Origin of the sequence: Clostridium sp. OS1-26 (genome assembly GCF_030915445.1) — a bacterium.
In the GTDB taxonomy this organism is placed as follows: Bacteria; Bacillota; Clostridia; order Clostridiales; family Clostridiaceae; genus Clostridium_AM.
The window spans coordinates 3,626,489-3,648,804 of record NZ_CP133264.1; the positions used below are offsets into that span (position 1 = coordinate 3,626,489).

Annotated in this window: 31 protein-coding genes, 2 tRNA genes and 1 riboswitch; of the genes, 25 read left to right on the forward strand and 8 right to left on the reverse strand. The window is 29.9% G+C overall.

Going from position 1 to position 22,316, the window contains the following annotated elements; translation table 11 throughout:
* Positions 1 to 224 precede the first annotated feature (224 nt).
* The 7 genes from RCG18_RS17685 (at position 225) to RCG18_RS17715 (ending at position 5,125) form a co-directional block, all read left to right on the forward strand.
* A tRNA-Gly gene (locus RCG18_RS17685) sits at positions 225 to 298 on the forward strand.
* A gap of 231 nt (positions 299 to 529) precedes the next feature.
* Positions 530 to 1,390: a YitT family protein gene (locus RCG18_RS17690; protein ID WP_308037347.1), complete on the forward strand. Its 861-nt coding sequence runs from the start codon at positions 530 to 532 to the stop codon at positions 1,388 to 1,390.
* A 286-nt stretch (positions 1,391 to 1,676) separates the two neighbouring features.
* Entirely contained in the window at positions 1,677 to 2,645 is a 969-nt protein-coding gene (locus RCG18_RS17695; protein WP_308037348.1) for a Gfo/Idh/MocA family oxidoreductase, read from the forward strand.
* 432 nt (positions 2,646 to 3,077) lie between these two features.
* Positions 3,078 to 3,461 (forward strand): 4Fe-4S binding protein, encoded by a 384-nt coding sequence (locus tag RCG18_RS17700; RefSeq protein WP_308037349.1) that lies wholly within the window; start codon positions 3,078 to 3,080, stop codon positions 3,459 to 3,461.
* Between the two features lie 101 nt (positions 3,462 to 3,562).
* Entirely contained in the window at positions 3,563 to 3,889 is a 327-nt protein-coding gene (locus RCG18_RS17705) for a hypothetical protein (protein ID WP_308037350.1), read from the forward strand.
* A gap of 117 nt (positions 3,890 to 4,006) precedes the next feature.
* Positions 4,007 to 4,537 carry an ECF transporter S component gene (locus RCG18_RS17710; protein WP_308037351.1) on the forward strand — a complete coding sequence of 177 codons (531 nt, stop codon included), beginning with the start codon at positions 4,007 to 4,009 and terminating at the stop codon, positions 4,535 to 4,537.
* Positions 4,538 to 5,125, forward strand: a complete 588-nt coding sequence (locus RCG18_RS17715; protein WP_308037352.1) for a class I SAM-dependent methyltransferase — start codon at positions 4,538 to 4,540, stop codon at positions 5,123 to 5,125. It abuts the gene before it with no gap.
* 57 nt (positions 5,126 to 5,182) lie between these two features.
* On the opposite strand, the gene RCG18_RS17720 is transcribed toward RCG18_RS17715, so the two are convergent.
* Positions 5,183 to 5,509 carry a hypothetical protein gene (locus tag RCG18_RS17720; RefSeq protein WP_308037353.1) on the reverse strand — a complete coding sequence of 109 codons (327 nt, stop codon included), beginning with the start codon at positions 5,507 to 5,509 and terminating at the stop codon, positions 5,183 to 5,185.
* A gap of 324 nt (positions 5,510 to 5,833) precedes the next feature.
* A riboswitch (cobalamin riboswitch) is annotated at positions 5,834 to 6,009 on the forward strand.
* Between the two features lie 199 nt (positions 6,010 to 6,208).
* The gene (locus RCG18_RS17725; RefSeq protein WP_308037354.1) at positions 6,209 to 7,081 is read right to left on the reverse strand and encodes a hypothetical protein; all 873 of its coding nucleotides are present in this window, start codon (positions 7,079 to 7,081) and stop codon (positions 6,209 to 6,211) included.
* Between the two features lie 221 nt (positions 7,082 to 7,302).
* Between RCG18_RS17725 and RCG18_RS17730 the strand changes: the two genes are divergently transcribed.
* The 4 genes from RCG18_RS17730 (at position 7,303) to RCG18_RS17745 (ending at position 8,713) form a co-directional block, all read left to right on the forward strand.
* Positions 7,303 to 7,479 carry a hypothetical protein gene (locus RCG18_RS17730; RefSeq protein WP_308037355.1) on the forward strand — a complete coding sequence of 59 codons (177 nt, stop codon included), beginning with the start codon at positions 7,303 to 7,305 and terminating at the stop codon, positions 7,477 to 7,479.
* Between the two features lie 15 nt (positions 7,480 to 7,494).
* Positions 7,495 to 7,728: a TIGR04540 family protein gene (locus RCG18_RS17735; RefSeq protein ID WP_308037356.1), complete on the forward strand. Its 234-nt coding sequence runs from the start codon at positions 7,495 to 7,497 to the stop codon at positions 7,726 to 7,728.
* A 238-nt stretch (positions 7,729 to 7,966) separates the two neighbouring features.
* A complete protein-coding gene (locus RCG18_RS17740) occupies positions 7,967 to 8,455 on the forward strand; it encodes a GNAT family N-acetyltransferase (RefSeq protein WP_308037357.1) in 489 nt (162 codons plus the stop codon).
* A 183-nt stretch (positions 8,456 to 8,638) separates the two neighbouring features.
* Positions 8,639 to 8,713, forward strand: a tRNA-Glu gene (locus tag RCG18_RS17745).
* A 240-nt stretch (positions 8,714 to 8,953) separates the two neighbouring features.
* On the opposite strand, the gene RCG18_RS17750 is transcribed toward RCG18_RS17745, so the two are convergent.
* The gene (locus RCG18_RS17750; RefSeq protein ID WP_308037358.1) at positions 8,954 to 9,601 is read right to left on the reverse strand and encodes a site-specific integrase; all 648 of its coding nucleotides are present in this window, start codon (positions 9,599 to 9,601) and stop codon (positions 8,954 to 8,956) included.
* Between the two features lie 74 nt (positions 9,602 to 9,675).
* Entirely contained in the window at positions 9,676 to 10,062 is a 387-nt protein-coding gene (locus RCG18_RS17755; protein WP_308037359.1) for a hypothetical protein, read from the reverse strand.
* A gap of 208 nt (positions 10,063 to 10,270) precedes the next feature.
* On the opposite strand from RCG18_RS17755, the gene RCG18_RS17760 reads away from it, so the two are divergent.
* The 14 genes from RCG18_RS17760 (at position 10,271) to RCG18_RS17820 (ending at position 19,058) form a co-directional block, all read left to right on the forward strand.
* A complete protein-coding gene (locus RCG18_RS17760; protein ID WP_308037360.1) occupies positions 10,271 to 10,687 on the forward strand; it encodes a hypothetical protein in 417 nt (138 codons plus the stop codon).
* Positions 10,688 to 10,869: 182 nt separating this feature from the next.
* On the forward strand, positions 10,870 to 11,202 hold the full coding sequence (locus RCG18_RS17765) for a hypothetical protein (RefSeq protein ID WP_308037361.1): 333 nt from the start codon (positions 10,870 to 10,872) through the stop codon (positions 11,200 to 11,202).
* Between the two features lie 14 nt (positions 11,203 to 11,216).
* Positions 11,217 to 11,366, forward strand: coding sequence for a hypothetical protein (locus tag RCG18_RS17770; protein ID WP_308037362.1), 150 nt, complete (start codon positions 11,217 to 11,219; stop codon positions 11,364 to 11,366).
* Between the two features lie 413 nt (positions 11,367 to 11,779).
* Entirely contained in the window at positions 11,780 to 11,971 is a 192-nt protein-coding gene (locus tag RCG18_RS17775) for a hypothetical protein (protein WP_308037363.1), read from the forward strand.
* Between the two features lie 102 nt (positions 11,972 to 12,073).
* Positions 12,074 to 12,601: a hypothetical protein gene (locus RCG18_RS17780; protein ID WP_308037364.1), complete on the forward strand. Its 528-nt coding sequence runs from the start codon at positions 12,074 to 12,076 to the stop codon at positions 12,599 to 12,601.
* 189 nt (positions 12,602 to 12,790) lie between these two features.
* The gene (locus RCG18_RS17785) at positions 12,791 to 13,027 is read left to right on the forward strand and encodes a hypothetical protein (protein WP_308037365.1); all 237 of its coding nucleotides are present in this window, start codon (positions 12,791 to 12,793) and stop codon (positions 13,025 to 13,027) included.
* A gap of 297 nt (positions 13,028 to 13,324) precedes the next feature.
* The gene (locus tag RCG18_RS17790; RefSeq protein ID WP_308037366.1) at positions 13,325 to 13,681 is read left to right on the forward strand and encodes a hypothetical protein; all 357 of its coding nucleotides are present in this window, start codon (positions 13,325 to 13,327) and stop codon (positions 13,679 to 13,681) included.
* Between the two features lie 325 nt (positions 13,682 to 14,006).
* A complete protein-coding gene (locus RCG18_RS29120) occupies positions 14,007 to 14,093 on the forward strand; it encodes an NUMOD4 domain-containing protein (protein WP_374119149.1) in 87 nt (28 codons plus the stop codon).
* A 1-nt stretch (position 14,094) separates the two neighbouring features.
* Positions 14,095 to 14,466 carry a hypothetical protein gene (locus RCG18_RS17795; RefSeq protein WP_308037367.1) on the forward strand — a complete coding sequence of 124 codons (372 nt, stop codon included), beginning with the start codon at positions 14,095 to 14,097 and terminating at the stop codon, positions 14,464 to 14,466.
* Between the two features lie 537 nt (positions 14,467 to 15,003).
* Entirely contained in the window at positions 15,004 to 15,192 is a 189-nt protein-coding gene (locus RCG18_RS17800) for a hypothetical protein (protein WP_308037368.1), read from the forward strand.
* Positions 15,193 to 15,766: 574 nt separating this feature from the next.
* Positions 15,767 to 16,294 (forward strand): hypothetical protein, encoded by a 528-nt coding sequence (locus RCG18_RS17805; RefSeq protein ID WP_308037369.1) that lies wholly within the window; start codon positions 15,767 to 15,769, stop codon positions 16,292 to 16,294.
* 317 nt (positions 16,295 to 16,611) lie between these two features.
* Positions 16,612 to 17,385, forward strand: coding sequence for a phage terminase small subunit (gene terS / locus RCG18_RS17810; RefSeq protein WP_308037370.1), 774 nt, complete (start codon positions 16,612 to 16,614; stop codon positions 17,383 to 17,385).
* Positions 17,372 to 18,412: a PBSX family phage terminase large subunit gene (locus tag RCG18_RS17815; protein WP_308037371.1), complete on the forward strand. Its 1,041-nt coding sequence runs from the start codon at positions 17,372 to 17,374 to the stop codon at positions 18,410 to 18,412. Before terS ends, RCG18_RS17815 begins: the two co-directional genes overlap by 14 nt.
* A gap of 220 nt (positions 18,413 to 18,632) precedes the next feature.
* A complete protein-coding gene (locus RCG18_RS17820; protein WP_308037372.1) occupies positions 18,633 to 19,058 on the forward strand; it encodes a phage portal protein in 426 nt (141 codons plus the stop codon).
* On the opposite strand, the gene RCG18_RS17825 is transcribed toward RCG18_RS17820, so the two are convergent.
* The 4 genes from RCG18_RS17825 to RCG18_RS17840 form a co-directional block, all read right to left on the reverse strand.
* A complete protein-coding gene (locus RCG18_RS17825; RefSeq protein WP_308037373.1) occupies positions 19,042 to 19,485 on the reverse strand; it encodes a pyridoxamine 5'-phosphate oxidase family protein in 444 nt (147 codons plus the stop codon). The two genes, RCG18_RS17820 and RCG18_RS17825, sit on opposite strands and share 17 nt — an antisense overlap.
* A 210-nt stretch (positions 19,486 to 19,695) precedes the next feature.
* The gene (locus RCG18_RS17830; protein WP_308037374.1) at positions 19,696 to 20,229 is read right to left on the reverse strand and encodes an HD domain-containing protein; all 534 of its coding nucleotides are present in this window, start codon (positions 20,227 to 20,229) and stop codon (positions 19,696 to 19,698) included.
* 98 nt (positions 20,230 to 20,327) lie between these two features.
* The gene (locus RCG18_RS17835) at positions 20,328 to 20,831 is read right to left on the reverse strand and encodes an NUDIX domain-containing protein (protein ID WP_308037375.1); all 504 of its coding nucleotides are present in this window, start codon (positions 20,829 to 20,831) and stop codon (positions 20,328 to 20,330) included.
* A gap of 748 nt (positions 20,832 to 21,579) precedes the next feature.
* Complete coding sequence (locus tag RCG18_RS17840; protein WP_308037376.1) at positions 21,580 to 22,245, reverse strand: Ig-like domain-containing protein; 666 nt, start codon at positions 22,243 to 22,245, stop codon at positions 21,580 to 21,582.
* Positions 22,246 to 22,316: the final 71 nt, after the last annotated feature.

Genomic DNA, 22,316 nt, shown 5'->3' on the forward strand with positions numbered 1-22,316 from the left:
AGTTTTTTCTATATTAATAAAATATCATAAAAATACTTTTTATCTGCAAATAAATTGTAAGAGTGCAGAATAAATTATTTAATGGAGCTTATATTAACCTTGATACTATTTGATTAAACTATGCTAAATTTAAAAATGAGGATACTAGTACAGCGCATATGTATTTTGACAAAGAAGTAAAAATAAGCTATAATATATGTAATGTAATTTAATAGTTTATATATGCGGGTGTAACTCAATGGCAGAGTGCTAGCTTCCCAAGCTAGTTACGAGGGTTCGATTCCCTTCACCCGCTCCATTAAAAACTTCCCCAAAGTGTTTATATAAAGCTGCAAATAAGAATTCTGAAGCATTTATAATAAATGCTTTTTTTTATTTTTAATGCAAGTTCATATATAATAACTAGCTTTATGTAACATAATATATTTAATTAAATAAGTAATTTTATTTGAAATGTACAGTAATTATAGTGTATTTCCATAATTAAGTTCAAAATTCAATTCGCAATGTCACTTAATGGGGAGGTAAAATGGATACTAAATTTTTAAACAAAGATAACATTATAGACTTTTTATATATTATATTTGGAAGTTTTTTAGCTTCTATTGGTGTAAATATGTTTTTAATTCACGCTAAACTTTTAAGTGGAGGAGTTACTGGGGTGGCACTCATAGTTCAATATTTATTCAAAATTGAGGCAGGATATGTAATTCTTTTATCAAACATTCCATTATTTGTATTAAGCTTAAAGAAACTAGATAAAGAGTTTACTATATACTCTTTAGTAGGAACGTTATCCTTTTCTTTATCACTAGTATTAACACATTCTATATCTAATATTTTAAATATAAATGATATACTGCTTTATTGCTTATATGGAGGCGTTATTAATGGAATTGGTTTTGGTCTAGTTTTTACCCATAGGGGCTCTACAGGTGGATTTGATGTAATAACTATGATAATTAGAAAAAAACACTCTAACCTTAATATAGGCACAATATCCTTTGGTATAAATTTAATAATTGTTAGTATTAGTGCCTTTATATTTGGACTCCCTAATGCCTTATATACACTAATAGCAATGTACACAACATCTTTTGTTATGGATAATGTAGTTAAAGGATTACGCCAAACTAAATCAGTATTCATTATTACAGAAAGGGAGGAAGAGATATCTAAATTTATAATGATGAATTTACATAGGGGAGTTACCTATCTTTATGGCGAAGGAGCTTATACAAAAGAACATAAGAGGATACTTTACTGTATTATACCCTTATCTCAATTGCCCGAACTTAAAAATATTGTTACTAAAGTAGATAGTAAAGCCTTTATATCTATTTTAGATGCCTCTGAGGTTCAAGGAAAAGGTTTTAAAACTAGTTTATAAATTTATTTAACTGTGTAATCGATCATCTCAAAATCAGCACTCTGTGTAAGTGATCATCTCAAAATCAGAGATTTTAGATGCCTACTTAAGATTTGGGATATCTACTTAAGATTTGAGGTGCCTGTTTATACTAAAGCCAATTCTTAAGAATAAGCATTGGCTTTAAAATTATTTGCCATAGATTTATACTTAAGTTATCAACAAGTGTACAAGGTATTGATAGCTAGCAACAGTGGTATTACAATGATTTATAAGAATAAAATTATTAAAGTATGAGGTGAAAAATATGAGTAAAATAAAATGGGCAATATTAGGACCTGGAACAATTGCAGCAGACTTTGCAAAGGCTATTGTTGAGGTTAACGGAAGTATATATGCTGTGGGGTCACGAACTCTTGAAAAGGCAAAAAAATTTGCAGGCAATTATAATGTGCAAAAGATTTACGATAACTACGAGGAAATGTTAAGAGATGATGAAATTGACATAGTCTATATATCAACTCCTCATTGTAATCATTATGAGTATATAATGGAAAGTCTTAAAAACAATAAGCATGTATTTTGTGAAAAAGCAATAACCGTAAATGGTAAGCAATTAAGAGAAATAGCTAATTTAGCAGAAAGTAAAGGTTTAGTGGTTGCAGAGGCTATGACTATTTATCATATGCCATTATATAAAAAATTACGTGAAATTGTTGACTCAGGAAAACTTGGGAAGATTAAAATGATTCAAGTATCCTTTGGAAGTCTTAAAGAATATGACGTTAATAATAGGTTTTTTAGTAAAGATTTAGCTGGCGGTGCACTTCTTGATATTGGTACATATGCTCTATCCTTTACTAGATATTTTCTATCAAGTCAACCACAGGAAGTTTTAACAACAGTAAAGAAATTTGAAACTGGTGTAGATGAACAATCCGGTATAATACTTAAGAATTCTAATGACGAAATGGCAGTAATTTCTTTGACAATGAGAGCTAAACAACCAAAGAAGGGCGTTGTAGCAGGGGAGTTAGGATACATAACCGTAGAGAATTTCCCAAGAGCAGATAAGGCTACGATAACTTATCCAGATGGAAAAGTGGAAGTTATAGAGGCTGGTGAAACCTCAAAGGCATTAATTTATGAGGTTGAAGATATTAATAACTATGTGTTAAATAAAAATAATAAGGATACCTTAGAATTATCTATTGATGTGATGAACATAATGGATGAAGTTAGAAGTCAATGGGGGATAAAATATTCTTTTGAGTAAATTGGGTTCAACTTTAAGATAAAAATAGAGCTTACCAAGAGGTGAGTTCTATTTTTTTATACTTAACTAACCATTTGAGTCGATTTGCTCAAATAGTATCAAAATGAAATTAATTTATATATTTTTATCTAATTGAGACTAAATGTATTTTCAAATTGATAAAATTCACGAGTTTTAATACAGATATCAAGGATTGAGATACTGGCATGTAAATTGCTTTATAAATAAATGTAGTTTTGAAATAAATTTTAATATTAAAGCCTAAACCCTAAAATAAAAATACTTAAGAGCAGCCCTTCTGCACTTGAGTATTTTTAAATGAAAATTATATAAGAAAACAGAGATATTAAACTCAACACTTGTTATGTATGATTATGATATGGACTAGCTGATTTGGAGGCGTAAAACAAAAAAATAAGGGGGAATTAGAAAATGAAAAAATTAGTTGTTACTGATAGTTCTTTATGTATGGCTTGTTTAACATGTGAAACGGATTGTTCTGAAGCATTTTACAAAACTTATGGTAGTCCATGCATTAAAATTGATCAGAAGAAAGATAGTTCTGTAAATGTAAAAGTGTGTAATCAATGTGGCTTATGTGCTATGAAATGTCCTGAAGGAGCTATTAAACAAAATGCTAAAGGAATATACATGATAGATAAAAAAGCATGTACTGGTTGTCTTAAATGTGTTGAAGTATGTCCAAAAGATATCGTAGTAAAAGCGGAAGACAAGCCTAATCCAACTAAGTGTATCGCATGTGGTATATGTGTTAAAGCTTGTCCGATGGGAATTCTTGAAGTTCAGGAAAAATAGATTAATAGAAAAGCAAAAATAAACTTAAATAATTACTGAATATGTCCTCTATGGACTATTTGGTTTTACAATTAAAAAAAATAGAGAGATGAGGGATATTTATGATTTACAATGAAAAAAATGAATACAAATATCATCATGGCAATGATGGACACTCACACGAACATACTCATGGCGGACATAGTCATGCTCATGAAGTATCAGCTGATTGTGATTGTAAATTAAATTTGAATAAGGAAGAAGAAACCCTAAAGGTTTTATTAGTACATTGGGTTGAACATAATGAATCTCATGAAGAGGGATTTAAAGAGTGGGTCGAAAAAGCAAAATTAATGGGAAAATTACAAACTGCAGAATTTATACAAAAAGCTGTAGGATTTATGGAAGAGGCAGATGAAATGCTTAGGAAAGCAAAGGAAAATATGTAGCATAATAAATAATAACCCACAAATAAGCAGTTTGTAGGTTAGAAATGTGTCCTTTTGAGTATTATTTGTTGAATAACAAAGTGAGTATAAAATGGCTAAAAGAAAGGGGTATTTTTTATGGGAAAAATATCAGTAAGGGAAATCGTATTGTCAGGTCTATTTATCGCTTTAGGCATTATTTTGCCAATGGTATTTCATGTGTTTGGGTCAGGCCCAACATTTTTACCTATGCATATACCTGTTTTAATTGCAGGCTTTGTAGTTAGTGCACCCTTTGCAATTGCAGTAGGTGCAATTACTCCAATTTTAAGTTCTCTTCTCACAGGTATGCCTCCTGTGTTTCCGGTTTTGCCCTTTATGATATTTGAATTGGCTACATATGGCGGGATAGCAAGTCTTCTCTATAGAAAATTAAATCTTAATGTGTATGTGTCTCTTGTCTACAGTATGATAGCAGGCAGAATTGCATCCTCTATTGTTGTATGGGTACTTGCTACTTTCTTTATGGCAAAGCTGCCTAATCCTATTGTTTTCATAACAGGGGCCATTGCTCAAGGTATTCCTGGCATAATTATACAAATAATATTTATTCCTGCTATTATTCTTTCATTAAACAAAAGTAGATTAATTGCGAGAGAAGGTAATTAAATGATGCAAAAAGAATTTTTTAATTCAATGGCGTATAAATGGGATACAGTTTGTAAACATGATACTGAAAAAATTATATATATTTTAAATTTGTTAGGTATCAAAGAAGGTTCAAAATTAATTGACGTTGGTACGGGTACTGGAGTTTTAATTCCTTATCTTTCTAAGTATGTAGGTAAGGACGGCAAAGTTATAGCAGTTGATATTGCTGATAAAATGCTGGAAGTAGCGCAAAGTAAATATAAATTTGAAAATGTTTCATTTGTATGTGATGACATTTTAAAAGCGGATTTACCAAAAGAGAGTTTTGATTATATTATATGTTACTCTGCTTTTCCACACTTTGAAGATAAGTTGACAATGATTAAGACCATAAGCAGACTTTTAAAAACTGGAGGTAAGTTTATTATATGCCATTCCCAAAGCAGAAAAGTAATAAATAACCTTCATAAGAATGTGTCAGAAGCAGTGGCGGAAGATAATCTGCCGGATATAGAGACAATAAAAAGTTACTTTCAACAGGTTGGGATAACAACAATCAACCAAATTGATAACAATGAAATGTTTGTTATCATTGGACAAAGATAAGTATAACAGAGTAATATAATAAACCAGGTAGTACATGACTACCTGGCAAAAGTTTTACTAGATTACTGTGCAAAGAGGACTTCTTACTAATACTAATCTTTCCCTAGCATTTTCTATTTCAAAAACTATAAAAGCTTCGTCATCAACTATAAAGGTGCATTGAAGTTCTACAGTTGTTCCAGCTACAGCAGTAGGAACAGCATTTAATATAGGACAAACAGGTACTCCTGCAGCTCTTAGTGCAGCAAATTGAGCAGCTGTAATTTCTATAACAATAACACGTTCAATTGGTGTTTCTAGTTCTACAAGTAGAAAGAAACGTGTGCCAATCTGAACTATACATTGTGCACCTAGGGTAACAGCTGGGTTATGATTACATGACATAGTATATTTCTCCTTTGTAATTATTTTTTATTATTGAATCAAATCAGTATATATTATACTTATTCAATTTTCAGTTAACTGATTCTCATCGCTATATACTATGGAGAATATGAAGAAGTGTTACTAAAAGCATAAATTCTATTATGAAAAAACTTTTGTTGAGGAACCTTATATAGACATACAACTTTTTGCAGGTGTTCATATTAAAAATAGCTCCAATTTGTAGCTTTTATTAGTATATTTAAAATTATTTGTAAAAAGTATTATAAGAATATGGTAATATAAAAAATGATATGATATAATAAATAATGTAATAAAAGGAAAATTTAATATAAAGTTTTAGGTACTTTTATAATGTTTAAAAGGGAAAGTGGTGAAAATCCACTGCAGCCCCCGCTACTGTATACGGAGACGAATTCTATATCCACTGGATTTATCTGGGAAGGAAGAAGGAGAATGACCCGTGAGTCAGGAGACCTGCCTTTTACTTTTAATTGCAATCTTTCGGAGGGAAAGAAAATGCATAGTGATTATGTTATATTTATAATGCTATTATTTTGAATATAACGTCGTATGTGTTTTTATAACTTGTTTATTAGGAACTTCGTAAGAAGTTCCTTTTATTTTTATACAATGGTGTTAATTTAAATATATTTAATCCTTTATTTTTGCACTTGCTTTTAAGTAAGTGCTATTTTTTTACAGCATAAAATACATTGGAAACAAGGGGTATGGAAATCTCCACCGTTGTATACATTTATCTACGTCTATGGTTATAGGCTTCCATTCGTTATTACTATCTTTAATAAACTGATGAATTTCTATATCAGTTCCATTCGTAAGCTGAAAGAATTGAAATTTATATTCATGTCCATCATTACCAGCCATATATATATTTTTAATGTAGCCCTTTTGTTCAGTTGGATATCTTTTTTTAAGAAGCTTACACCAGCCTCCATAAACTATATCTACGTAAAATTCTGCATTATGTCTCCATCCGTGATAAGCCGCACATAGAAAATCTTCGCTCCTTAAATCTATATCAGAAATTTTATATTTTCCATTTTCCTTTTCTATATATACAAACCCATAATAATATGCAAAACTTGTATTACCTTTTATAGATGGCTCTATTGTTTCTATTTCAATAAAATATTTGTAAGTTCCATTTGGAGTAGTTTCATCAGTTACATTATTAAGCTTAATTAAGTTAATGTGTCCTATATCTTTGAAGAAATTTAAATAAGTTTTATAATCTACATTACTTTGATATTTTGAAGTAAAAAAGTTGTATGAAATGGGATATGGGATTTTGACAAGTCCAATTGTACCGCAGCCTCCTGTCGATATATTTTCTGCCTCTCTTAATATGCTAAAATAATTTATGATAGTATCTTCAGGGGAAGTAAATAGCCAATCAGGCAAAATAATTTTATTATAGTCTTCATTTGAATACTTATCAAAAAAATCAAAATTAAAATTTTTATTATTTAAAGCTGGCAGCGGTGAAGGCCTGAAATATTTTTCATTAAAATTAGCTTCACTAAATCTAGTACTTGTTGCATAGTTCAATGTATATACACTCCATATTAATACTAATCAATAATATTATATTCCACTTTAAAAAATTTTCTACTATGATAGAACTATAAGTGGATTTTTAATCATTAATATACTTATGGTTCTTTTTATTTTGTTGAATATAGGTTATAATTACTCGGAGAAAGAGTGTTTAGAAAAGCAGTACTAATGTAAAAACTAAATATATGAACTTAAAGTTAGGAGAAGTTTTTATGAGAGATATAGTTTCAATAATAATAAATGTTGTGGTTATGGCTTTTATAGTCTATGGCTTTGTAATTACAGGTGGCAAATTGAGCACTTTTGGTATAATAATCAATACTGCAGCTATAATAGCTGTAATAGCTAGTACATATATAAATATTAAAAATCTTAAGAAAAGAATTTAAAGGAGTACATTAAAAATGAGAGCAAGTTACAAAAATCCAAAGGAATTGGCAAGTAAATTGAGAGACTTAGTTGATACATATCTTGAGGGATTACTAAGCTATGAGGAACTAGAGAAGACAGTTGTAGCTATAATAAATGCTAATGGAGATAGGGTCTATAAAAATGGATTTATGCCAACAAGGTTATCTGGAGTTCTAGGTCCTGAAAGAGTGGATATTATAAATAAGATAGCAGAAACAATAAAATAAATCATATATTATAAAATTATATTGAAGAATGTTTAAGGTAAAAAGTCCAGTGGTTGATTCAAATCAATTACTGGGCTTTTCATATTTTTGTTTTGATGAAAAAGTAAAGATAGGATATAATATGCATATATTGCACTAATTTGTTAGTGGTTTTATTATCACCTTTATAACGGAGCAATATAATGCGCCTAATGTAATTTTAGGATTTGAATAATATTTTTAGGAAAGGAAGATTATAATGAACATTACAATTAGACAAGCGTCTATAGAAGATGTAGATGAAGTAACAAAAGTAGAAGCAAGTTGTTTTCCAGAGGCAGAAGCGGCTACAAAGAAATCCTTAGAGCAACGTATTAATACATTTCCAGAAAGTTTTTTTGTAGCAGAAACAGATGGCAAAGTAATTGGATTTATCAATGGTTGCATTATCAATGGAACTGTTATATATGATGAACTCTACAAAGATTCAACATTACACATTCCAGATGGAGACTATCAGACTATTTTTGGACTTGATGTAATACCTGAATATCGTAACAAAGGGATTGCAGCGCAATTAATGAATTATATGATAGAAGTATCAAAAGCAGCAGGTCGTAAAGGTGTTATTCTGACTTGCAAAGAAAGACTTATCCATTATTACGAAAAGTTTGGATACGTAAATAAAGGCATATCTGAATCAGTACACGGCGGTGCTAAGTGGTATGATATGATTTTAGAGTTTTAAACTCATTAAAAAGTATTTATGTAACAAAGAACTATGAATAATGATAATAAGTCAAATATTCAGATCGAGTAGTTATAACATTTTTAAATACATTAAATTCAGAGTATTTAAATAAACTATTAGACAAAAATAGTAAGAATTGTTATTATAATAGCGTAAAAGTTGTATTAATTACATTTACAAGGCTCCTTGGTCAAGTGGTTAAGACGCCACCCTCTCACGGTGGAATCAGGGGTTCGAGTCCCCTAGGAGTCACCAAAATGCTGTAACCTAGTAATATGAAGGGTTATAGCTTTTTTTATTCCTACAAATATTATACACCATTTTGAATTTTACACCATTTTTACACCATTATAAAATTTACACCATATTCAATAGACTTAAGGTATCAATAGCCTTCTCCTTTTCTTTTTTCATTACATGTGTGTAAGTATCAGCAGTAATATCAATACTAGCATGACCTAATAATTTAGATATCGTTAATAATGGTCTATCATTTTAAAATTGCAAGGTAGCATAGGTATGTCTTAAGGCATGAAATTTCTTGTGAGCAACGCCACATCTTTTAAGAAAATATGTCCATGATTTATTTAAATTGCTCGCTTCAATGTATTCACCATTAGCAGCTAGAAAAATTAAGTCTTTATTTTCTTCATTAAAACTGCTTGTGGCTTTCAGCATATCTAATTTTTTAAGGGCTATAGATTGCTTAATTATTTGTATTAATGATTTAGGCAAAGGAATATCTCTTACAGATGTATAAGTCTTTGTGTCATCTAAAAATGTTTCTTTATGTTTATTACCTTTATCATCAAACACATAAGTTGTTACCAGAGCTCTTCTTATGTGAATTTCATTATTACTATAATCAATGTCGGACTCCTTCAAGCCTAAAATCTCACCTCGTCTCATGCCAGTAGCATAAGAAATTAGGGCTATATATCTTATTTTTGTATCCTCTTTTTGATTTAATATTTTCTCCATTTCTTCTTTAGAAAATATAGGTAATGCTTTATCTTCTTTTCTTTCATTACTATCTTTAGGAATAATAACTTTCTTTCCATCACATGGATTTTTTAAAATATAGCCACAATCTACACAGTAATTTAAGAATTGTTTAAGTAACTTATTGGCATTCTTAATCACATTACTACTTTTACCTTTTTTAAATAAATCATTATAATATCTTTGTATATCAATAGGTTTAAGCTTATCTAATGCTAGGCATGCAATAGTGGATTTTTCAAAATAGTTTCTATATATGCCTTCATATTTGGAAAAGAAGCAGGCTTTATTTGCCCCATTTTAACTACTTCAAACAACCAACTTTTCATAGTTGCCCCTAGCCACATGGATTTAGTTTCAACTATTCCACTATTAATTTTATTTATATACTCTAATTTTTTCTGTTCTGCTTCTTTTTTACTTTTGCCTAAAAACTGTTTTCTAATTCTTTTACCATTTGCATTTATTCCAACATCATAAGTAATTCTATAATACTCTTTACCATTTATCTTTGTATTTGTTTTTACTGCCACAATATCACATCTTTTATACGAACTTATGTTCTGATAAAAAGTAAAAAAATATAATGCTATCTTAAACATGTATATATGAATCACAATTTTTACATTCAATAACTCCATGCAAAGAATCACTAAACATAGCTAGTGCTCCATAAGCTTGATTTTGGCAAATAGGACATTTCAATTTTGTATTAATCAAGGTATTGAAATATCGGGAGAAAAGAAAAAAGTAAGGTTTAGATATAACTTAGAAAGATTATTCAACATATCAAAGAAAGGAGAATAAGAAATGCTAAAAATAAGAATCATTGAGGAACGTACAGGTGAAGTTAAAGACATAGAGTGTGTAGGTGATGAAGTAAGGCGTGATGATGATGTAATGTGGATTAAGAAAGCTCCAAAGCAGCTCACAGAATTAACAGGATATATGTTCATTGTAGAAAGCAGAGAATTTTGGATGTCTAGGATCAGCACTGATCAGATATTATGGCACCTATATTCAGTATTAAGGCAAATAGAAGATGGAAGCAAGTTAAGAGAACCGGATTTAAAAGGATGGAAAGAGGTAATAGGAAACTTAGGGCTAGGATGGGAAACAACATTAAGTCCTGTATCTAACATAATGGATGGCTTTAATAAAGAAGATTTTGCAATGCTAAAGAGAGCAGATAGGCAAATGAAATTTGATTTTAATAAAGCAGAATAAAAAACCAGGGGTGAAAAGACCCTGGCATAAAGGCTATATAAATTGTATCAATATCATAACAACATTTAAAACTGTTTATTGACAGCAAATATTATCAGGAGACACGAATCCAATGATATAACTTTTACAAAAATAGAATGTGCAGAATTAAGATTATTATTCTGGTAAATGTAGGTGATTAGATGGCAATAGATATGGTAGACATAGCCAAAGAGATATACACTGCAGCTAAAAGACTTCAAAAAAGTGGAGATAAGCTTTTTGCATTAGCTAGGGAATATGCAGAAGCTGAACAAAAGTATAGACAAGCTTTAGGAATAGAACTTCTTAAGCTAAGAGAGCAGAAAGCTCCTGTCACTCTTATAGGAGATGTAGCAAGGGCAAATATATCTGACTTAAAATTCAATAGAGATATGGCCGAATATAAATATAAGGCAGGCAGAGACAAGGCACAAGCATTGCAAGCTGAAATAAGTGCACTACAAACATTATATAAGCGACAGGAGGATATATAGGTGAAATAATGATTATGAATTGTTCTAAGAAAGACTTCTGGTATAAAAACAGTATAGGAAAGACATTCGAAGTTAAAAGAGAAGATAAGAATAGATTCTATGTAAATCAAAAGGGTGTGTTAGTATCTGTACTTAAGTCGGATGCTGAGGTAATAGAAAAGTAGTAAATTAAAGTAGTATAAATTAATCCTCAAGAGATTTTAAAAAGCTCTAGTTTTACTAAGGAACCATAGAATATAACTACTACAAATAATTAAATTAGCAACTATTATAGGTATTTCAACGCTATGCTTTTCTTTAGATTCTATAGAAGACAATGATATCCATATGCTTATACAAGTAAGGATTGATACTATAAAAAAAGTAAAAATAAATGCGCCGAACAAGCTACCATCATTACCAATATGTAATCCATAAAGTAAAAAGAGTAGAGTAGAGATTATTAGTAGAGATATAAGAGGATATATCCATGAATGTTTAAACAAGTATATCACGACCTTTGCTGTGAAAATGGAATGTTATGTAATGATTTTACCAAGAATTTATAAATAAATCAAATGAAAGAGAGGAAAATGCAATGTATCCAACTAAGGTAAGCATAAAAGACTTCTTAGGAGGGACAGAGATAAGATTTGAGAGTATACACAGGCCTGTATATCATAGTTGCAGATATAAAATAGATGGACGTTGGAAAAGGGCAAGGATACGCTTTCAGAATGGGAAAATAAAAGTAAATGGACAAGTAGTTAGGAGATGCAATATATGTTAGCAATAGTAATTCTAACTACAACTATAACCTTAATAATAGTAGCTCCAGTTGTAGCCATAGCTATATGTAAGACAGCAAAAGAACTTAAAGAGGAGGACAACTATGATAAATGAAGAGAATTTTAGAAAAACAGAAGGCAGACTATATAGGCATTATAGAAAACTAAAGGAAATAGATAAACTAGAACATAGAATAAATATATTAGAAAATCAAAAAGAAGAGATAAGGCAGGACTTAAGAGAAACTAATATAACAATAGAGCCAGAAAGTAGGAGTATAGATTATAGCCAGGAGAGAGTTCAAAACTCCTCTTCTGGAACCTCATATGCAGAAGCAGCAGCCATAAGAGAAATAGAAAAATTAGAAGAAGAATTAAAGCGTACTATAAGGCAAATTCGTAAGCTTAGAGCCAAAATAAGAGAGATAAAGAATCAAGATTCAGACATTGAACATGCTATAGGGTTGTTAGATGAAATCTATAAACAATTTGTTCTATTAAAGTATAAAGACGACCTATCGGTTGAGCAAATAAGCAGAGAACTACACATGTCTTCAAAGTCAACCGTAAGCGATTGGAGAGAAAAGGTAATTATAGACATAGCTAAGTTGCTATATAAGAATGCTGGATAACATGAAAAATTTGCGACGTAACTGCTGAAAACATAAATATGAAGGATGGTCTTTGAAAACCGAATAATGTGGTGTTAAAAATTCCTATGATTTTTGCAAAGTAATGAATGTACATGGATATTATGGTATAATTTTCATATAAGTTAAACAACAATTGCAATTTATTATGAATTAAAAAGGGGAGTTTTAATGAGTAAAAATACAAAATTACTTTATTGCATTTTGGGGAGTGCTATACTTGCTCTATCAGCTAATCCTGTATTTGAATGCGCTAAACTTGGAATGTTTCCAAGTGGTTATGGAGGGCATTTATTTGGAGAGTTAATAGTTATATTTACTAATATCATATCATTAGTTGGATTTATATTAGTAATAGTATTCTCCATTATGTTAATCATAATAAACATAAATTTCAAAGATAAATAAAAAATTAGAGCAATATATTAGCTCACAATCTTCTTATTTGACGCAACAACTGAAAAAACGACCAATTTACATGGACACCGCATTATTCATGAATTGAATTTTGGAGTGCTTTTACGTCGTATTTCAAAAAAATTATGACATCATTTATGCCAAAACAAGATGGTTTGTTATCAATGTAATATCTTATATTGATTTACACAAAATCATATGGTATAATATGGAATATAAGGTATTTTATGGGAAACGGGATATCTTATGTAATACAATCTAATTTATGCAACGAAAGGGGATATGCATATGAAATTAAAAAGTAAATTACTATCGTTGGCTCTTTTAGCTATGCTTGCAGTTCCTTCAACTGCATTTGCTGCAACAAATGAAATTACTCCACAAGCAGCTACTCCAGAAGGAATAGTTCATCAATTAGGTGCTCCAGTTTGTCCTGTTTACGATGATGGGCATAGGCTTTACAACAAAGTATTTCTAAGAACTGAAAGTGACAAAACCACGCATTATGAATGGGTTGGCGACAATCCACACCTATGCACAATTACTACAACCTATAATGTATTTAGATATCAGTGCGCTTGTGGGTATTATACTCCTAGCTCAACTTTTAGAGAAGTTGTTAATACAAGCCATCAGTGGAATTAAAAAGAGATAATGATTTTATCAATACCTAATTTAGAAAAAATGTTTAAAAACAATAAAAGGGATATATGTATAATATATCCCTTGTTTATATGTTTTATGGATAACTTGTTAATAACTTTTACTTCGTCATACAAGTATAAAATGCCGAACGAAGTCCGAACGATATTACACTAAAAATATTATATAATAAGTATAAGGAAAATTGGATGTGGTCACATACAGCAGGGAAAACTGTGTGGCAACAGTCAGAGTAAGGATTTGCAGTGAACAACTGCCACCTTGCTCTTTTTTAATGCAAAAAATTAATTAAGGGTGAGGATTTAATATGGTAGAGAGCTTTGGAAAAGAAGTCTTTAGAGATATTGAAGGATATGAAGGTTTATATCAAGTTAGCAACTTAGGTAAAGTTTAAAGTGAACAACATAGAAAAAAATTATTATATACACAGATTAGTAGGTCAAGCCTTTATAGCTAATCCTAATAATTCACCCGAAATAAACCATAAAGATGAGGTTAAAACAAATGATAAAGTTCAAAATATTGAATGGCGCACTAGAAAATATAATGTTAATTATGGCACAAGAAATATAAGAGTTGGTTTGCATAATAATAGAATGAAGAGAGAAATTATGTGTTTAACAATAAATGAAACATTTAATTCAATAAGTGAAGCTGCTAAAAAATATAAGATAGATCGTTCAAGCATAATACAGTGCTGTAAAGGAAAAAGAAACTCAGCTGGAAGTTTAAATGGCAAAAAACTTCAATGGATATATGTATTATAAATTTATATGGCAACAGTAAAGCACTTGGAGAAATCTGAGTGCTTATTTTATTTTCATAATAATTTAATACATATGCAATAAAATCGTAACAATAAACCTATATAATAATAAGTGCCTTAAAAGTTAATTTTTATAAATGTCAGTTATTCATATTTTAAGCATTTGGAGAAATCTAAGTGCTTGTTTTTTAAAATACACCAAAAATGTAATAATTTGTTTATAGTTATGTAATAATTGGACGATATAATAATTATTGTCATAAACCGTTGTAAGTATGTAGGATAAATTCCCGATTCCTATGATACAATACATTTGACCAAGCACTGGTGTAAAAGCTGGTGCTTATTTTTATAAATTGTTAAAAAATGATATGATTATTTTACAATATGTTAAAAAAATGCATGGTTATTTAATAGTAATTACATATTGGTGTAACAATTAGTACTTATAATAATACATATCCCTTTTACAATCATATTTGCTGAAGCACTGGTAGAAATACTGGTGCTTCTTTTTTTAGAGAGGCAGGTGAGAGTTATGCAACTAAGAGAGCTTTTAGAAAAGCATATATTCACTATAAAAGATAAAATAGAGCTAAAGAAGCCAATAAAGATAAAGGGGAAGCAATACTGCAAAGACTTTCAAAAAGGTAAAAATGGTTTTTGTAAGTATTATATTGGCTGTAAATATGAAATAAAAAGCTGCATAGATCAATGTGGCAAATAAAGAAGTAATTATAGATATAAAGGAAGTGAGAGGCAATAAAAATAGAGCAAGTAATAAAAGAACAGCAACCAGATATACATAAAAAACTAAATAATAAACCAAGAAAGAAACGCAGGAGAGGTAAAGAAAGCCTCTCCTTTTCTGATTTGGAAAATATGATGAGACATGATAGTTATAGGCGAGGTAGAGGTGGAGCTATAAAGAGAGTGCGATAGATTAATAATAAAAGTGTACTTAATATTAAGTAGTGGTATACTATAACAAAGAGGTGATGATATGGGACGTAAAAATGGTAGAGGTAAAGGAAAAGAGTTAACTGATTTTAGTCACTTAATTAAGGTTGAGGAGAAAAACACTAGTGAAATAGAAGAATCAAAAGAGAAAGAGGATTAACAACCTTCTTTTTTTATTCTAAAAAAAATGATATAATAAAAGCGTGTTAAATACAAACATATATAAAGGCGTTTAGGTCTTAGGACTTAGGCGCCTTTATTCTATTAAATCAAGGTTATAGTAATATTTACAAATCCCTCGTAATAATTTTTACTAGTAATCGATTTGGAGGGATTTAATTATGGAAATAACTAAAGCTTGCAGCGAATGTCATGAGGTGAAGTTTAGAATAAAATCTCAATCAGGCAAGTACAAGGCTATATGTGTTAACTGTGGTAATGTTGAAGCAGAAGTAAATATAGAAAGGTATGAAAGAGTAACCACTACTTGTCAAAACTGTGATAGTAGAACTTTTAAAATAAGGTCTTTAAAAGAAGGAAGAACAGAATATTGGAGCTTAAGGTGCTCTGAATGCGGAACTATTCCAGAGTTTGAGTATTGTGATGAAAATGGAAGGGGAATAGATAGAAACACAAGAGAATTACTATTAATACAGGATTCAATATCTGAACTAAAAGAAAAAGTAGACTCTTTAGAAAGTGATATAAATAGTTTAGAAGGAAGAGTAAACATAATAGATAACTCGATAGATACTTATGACTATGAGCTTAGAGGCTTAAAAGGAGATATAAGTAGTATGGAAAGTAATATATCTAGTTTAGAAAGTGACATATCTAATTTAGAATGGAGAATTGGAAATATAGAATAATAGGTTTTAATAAAAAATTCTTTAGGATAAAAGAAATTCAGAGAGCTCATAAAGGGCTCTTTTTTCATGTACAAAACAAAACAGATGAATTTTAACATTTGTGCATAATTAACGTATAAATCACTGGAATATGCATAAATATTAGAATTTTAGAATGCATAAATGAATAATTAATAAAATACAACAATGTTAAAATAAGAAAATGGCTCAACCAAGCTACTTATCAGGTAATCATCAACTTCGCTAAATATAGTTTATTCGAAGTTGTAAGAAAATAATGTATAAATAAAAACAAACGAGGTGGTGACAATGTAAGCATGGCTAGAGTAAGAAGTCCAGATAGAGATAAAGCTTATGAAATATATAAAGAACATGCTGGAGGTATTGATTTAGTTAAGATAGCAGATATTTTAAATCTTTCACCTGGGACCATAAGAGGATGGAAGAATAAAGATAAGTGGAATGATAAATTAAACGTAACGTTCCAAAAGAATACGGAACGTTCCAAACGTAAAAAGGGAGCTCCAAAAGGTAATAAAAACTCTGTAGGCCATGCATCCAGTGTGCCTAAAGGAAATAAGAATGCTGAAACTCATGGCTTTTTTTCTAAGTATCTTCCAGAGGAAACATTAGAAATAATGCAAGAGATTGAACAAAAGAATCCGTTGGATATACTATGGGAAAATATCATAATTCAGTATGCTGCTATTATAAGAGCACAGAGGATTATGCATGTTACTGAAAAGGAAGAAATAATTAAAGAGCTTAAGAGGTCTAAGGTTAAAACTAATAGTAAAAGAACTGAAAAAACTTCAAGCAACTCTTCAGAAGAAGAATATGAATATGAGTTTCAGTTTGCATGGGATAGACAGGCCACTTTTTTACATGCTCAGTCTAGGGCAATGGCAGAACTTCGCGGCTTGATTAGGCAGTATGATGAGCTATTAAATGCTAACAGAGAATTAGCTACAGAGGAGCAGAAACTTAGAATAGAAAAGCTTAAGGTTGATATAGCAGCCTCGAATAAAGAAACTCTAGATAATGAATTAAAAATAGTTGTAGATTATGGTGATGAAAATGGCAATAGTTAAAGCTGAATTTAATCCAATTTTCAAAGAAGCCAATAACACAAAGAAAAGATACAGAGCTATGAAAGGTTCAGCTGGTAGTGGTAAATCAGTTAATGTAGCTCAAGACTATATACTTAAGCTTGGAGATAATAAATATCAAGGGGCCAACCTATTAGTTGCAAGAAAATCAGAATCTACACATAAGTATTCAACCTATGCAGAACTTACAGGTACAATAAATAGAATATATGGGCCGTATGCAGATAAATACTGGATTATCAGACTCAACCCTTTAGAAATAATAAGTAGAGTTACAGGAAATTCAGTCATTTTCAGAGGAGTAAACGATGCAAGACAAAGAGAAAAGTTGAAATCTATAAACTTTTCAAAGGGTAAACTTACATGGATATGGTGTGAAGAAGCTACTGAACTTATGGAAAATGATGTGGACATATTAGATGATAGACTTAGAGGTATTTTAAATAACAATGAACTATACTATCAAATGACATTTACATTTAATCCAGTATCAGCTACACATTGGATTAAGAGAAAGTACTTTGATTTTAAAAGTGAAGATATATTCTCACATCATAGTACTTATTTAAACAATAGATTTATTGATGCAGCTTATCACAGACGTATGCTTATGAGAAAGGAACAAGATCCAGAAGGTTATAAAGTTTATGGGCTTGGTGATTGGGGAGAAACTGGAGGCGTAATTCTTCATAATTACTTAATATATGAGTTTTCAACAGACTTTGAATGTTTTGATAATATGAGACTATCTCAAGACTTTGGATTCAACCATGCCGATTGTATTTTAAGAATAGGATTTAAAGATGGAGAACTTTATATTTGTGATGAAATATATGTATTAGAAAAGGACACTTCAGAAATAATTCCTATAGCTAATGAAAAAAGATTTGAAAAAAGTTTATTTATGTATTGTGATAGTGCTGAACCAGATAGAATAAAAATGTGGAAGAAAGCAGGATATAAGGCTAAAGGTGTAAAGAAAGGTCCAGGTAGTGTTAAGCTCAAATAGATCACTTAAAGCAGTTAAAAATACACATACACCATTCATGTGTAAATACAATAAGAGAGATTCAACAATGGAAGTGGAAAAAGGATGAAAAAACGGGATTATATCTTGATGAACCAGTAGAGTTTATGGATTATGCTATGGCAGCGTTAAGGTACTCAATAGATAATATGTTAAAAGGCAAAGGAGTATCAGTATTAAAATAAAAGTAGGAGGTGATATTTTGGCTATAGAAAATCTAAACTTAGAAAAAATAAAGAGAAAATTAATTAATCATCAAAATACAAAAACTGAAATGTTAAAAGCGAAAAGTTACTATGAAAATAAAACTGATATAGAGCAATGTGGTGTTATACCCAAGAATTCAGAAAACAAAGATCCTTTAAGAAATGCAGATAATAGAATAAGCCATAATTTTCACCAAATATTAGTTGATGAAAAGGTAGCTTATATGTTTACTTATCCAGTGTTATTTGATGTAGACAATAGCAAAGAGATAAACGATAAGGTCAATACAATGCTAGGAGATGAGTTTGGGAGAAAAATAAAAAACTTAGCTATAGAAGCATCAAACTGTGGCGTGGAATGGCTGCATTATTGGATAGATGAAACAGATCCAAGTAATAAGACTTTCAAATATGAAAACTAATTTTGATTACTTTAGTAGCTTTACTTGCCTTTTGAATGTATTCTTTTCCTTGTTCAATATAATCTGGTGAATACTTATTTAATATTTCTAAAAAAGCTATATTTTTTTCATCATCAGAAACTTCAGCTGCCCTTCCAAATACAATTGCACTCTCATATTTTGTACTAAATTTATCAGGTAGAATTTGAGTTTGACCAACTATGCAAAAAGATACTTTATCATTATTTTTTATATTATCTAATTTATGTCCTTCTACAGCACAATGAAAATATATTGAACCATTGATGTAAATATAACTTATTGGTACGCCATAAGGATACCCACTTTCACCTACAGTTGACAGAACACCATAAGTATTGCTATTTAAAATTTCGATAGCTTCATCATTTTTCAGTTTTCTATCTTTTCTTCTCATTTCTCTAATCATTATAATTCTCCTTATCATTTTAAAAATCTTCTTTTGGTTAATTCGCTATAAAATACGAATATAACTTTACGTATTAATGCAATTATACAATTTTTACCAATACAAATAAAGGAATTAATAAGTAGTCCTGCATTCTTTTAATCAAGAGTGTAGGACTTGTTAGTTTTACGATATATAAAGATTGCGTATTAGTTTTGGTACCGAAAATGCTTATACTGTTCGCAAAGTACCAAATTCAGTTAATAAATTCTGAAACCTACATTTTTCATGTTCCATCACAGGAAAAAGCGGATTATATAAATAATGTTGCAAAACATCTGCATCTTTTAATACTTCATCAAATGCAGAATGAGTAGTCGCCTTTGAACTGTGGTTGCGAATAGCTGAACATAATAAATCTGTTTCATTATCAGTTGTCAATGACAACTCCTCAAGAATTTGACGTGCTAAAACTGCACCGTGCTCAGCATGATTTTCAGTATTCATGGCTTTGTAAGAATGTAAATCATGTAACATACCAGCCATGGTCGCCAATTCAACATCTTGATTTCTTTTTAGAGCAATCATAGCACATGCTTGCGAAACTCCATAAAGATGGAGATACCCACACCTTCTTTCTTGAGTGTCTTTCATATTTAATAGAATATCATCAATATACTTTCGAAGTCTTTCAATGCGATTTTCCATATCTTCAGCACGTCCATTATGTAAATACTTTTGAATTTTTTCAATATGGTTTTCCATGGCTTCCTCCGCCCATTATATAAATTTTCTAACTTCATAGTTTTAATCTTAAGTTTACAATAATTTACAACTGCGAATTAACTGAAAAAATAGTGTGTTTATTTTGTATGATTTTTATTTATATATTTATGAAGAGCATTTATGTGCATAGGATAAAATTTTTCAGGATTTCTTTCGAGCAAACTTTCTATATTTGATAATAGCTCCCAACGAATATTGATTGTCTCATTTGTTTGTTTTAAAACTTCACCTTCTGCACGACAAATAAATGTTTGGAGTATTATAGAATATCCACCTGATAAATTTTGAGTGCAACAAAATGGTATGTAACTAATGGTTTCATAACCATCATCAACTGAAACTATTTTGTCTTTTTCTCCTACTATTTCTGTTATATTTAATCCAGTTTCTTCCCAAACTTCACGTCTCAAAGCATCAAAAATATTTTCGTATTCTCTTATTTTTCCTGCTGGAATCTCAATCATTCCCGTTTCTATAGCAGCATTATCCTTGTTCCTATCTTGAATTAAAATATACCTTTTATTATTGCCTATTTTTTCAATTATTGCACCTACTGCTGGTTTTGCAAAAACTTCCACCATTTTTATTTCCTCCAAATAATTAATAAATATTCTTTATGCACACTTATTTGCGAATATGACTTATGTATTAATATAATTATATAGTTTTTGCCAATACAAATAAAGGAATTTTATTAAAGTAAAAGAGCCTGTATCTACTTAAGACGCAGGCTCTTTGTTAAAAATCCTTTTCTTGTACACTTCTTATATGTCTAATAAAAAATGCTGCTAATACTGTTATATATATATATAAAATAATATAATTGCACTTCCAAAACCGTAATATACTAGTTTTATTAATTCTAGTTCCATGATTTTACCTCCAAGAAGAAAACTATTACCTATATTCTTAGCAAGAAAAGAGAATTGTAAACACTTTGCAGAATATATACATAAACTAATGATATGAGGTGATTGTATGGGATGAAAAATAAGCTTAAAGAGATTAGAATGAAGGAATTCATAATGGAACAAGGGGAATTTGCAAAATTATTGGGTGACAGAGCTATATAAATTATATGAGGCGCAAATATGGATTATAATACTTATCATATCTATAACTTAAAAGAAGAAATATTTGAAAATGAACATATTGATAATACTATAAACAGTTATACTGTCTATAATTATTAAAGCGTTGCTTATAAACATCAAACTTAAATAATAAAAAGGCTTATAGTTAAAATGTCTATAAGCCCTTTTAATAAATATTTTATATTATTCTATCAAAAGTTATGCATTCAATACTTTTAAACAAAGTCATTGTAAATTATTTAGACTCTGGATTACGAACTGTAACAACACAAGTAGCGGTCTTACCTCCATCAACTGTAGTTGCTGTAATAGTAGCAGTACCAGGATTCATTGCAATTAATAATCTATTTTTATGCACCGATACCACAAGAGGATTTGAAGATGTCAATATTACTTCTTTATTTAGAGCATTAATTGGGGTTATTGTTGCTATTAGTATATCTACTCCTCCTACTGGTAATATATCAGAAGTTTTATCTAAAGATAGTGATTCTACTGAATTTAGAGAATCAACTACAACAGTACAAAAAGCAGTCTTATCTCCAGCAGTTGCAGTAATTAATGATATTCCTGGACTTACTGCTTTTAAGTTTCCAGAGGATACCGTTACTACATCAGGATGTGAAGATGCCCATGTTATGTCCTTATATATAGCGTCACTTGGAATTACAGTTGCTGTTAAAGTATCTGTTTCTCCAACTATTAATTTATCTGATAGTTTGCTTAAAAGGATTCCAGTATTAGGACTTCTTGAATTTGAAGTTGTAGTATCTTCTGTAACGTTATAAGCCTGTACCTTTGTATTAATCCCTAATAATCCATAAGAAATTAATCCTAATGATAATGCTAAGGATACTATTTTTCTTATTAAATTTTTGGATAAATAATTTTTGATATACAATGCAAATCCTCCTTCATTTTATTGGTTTTACAGTACTAATTTATATATATGCTTTTTGACATCATTTTTTT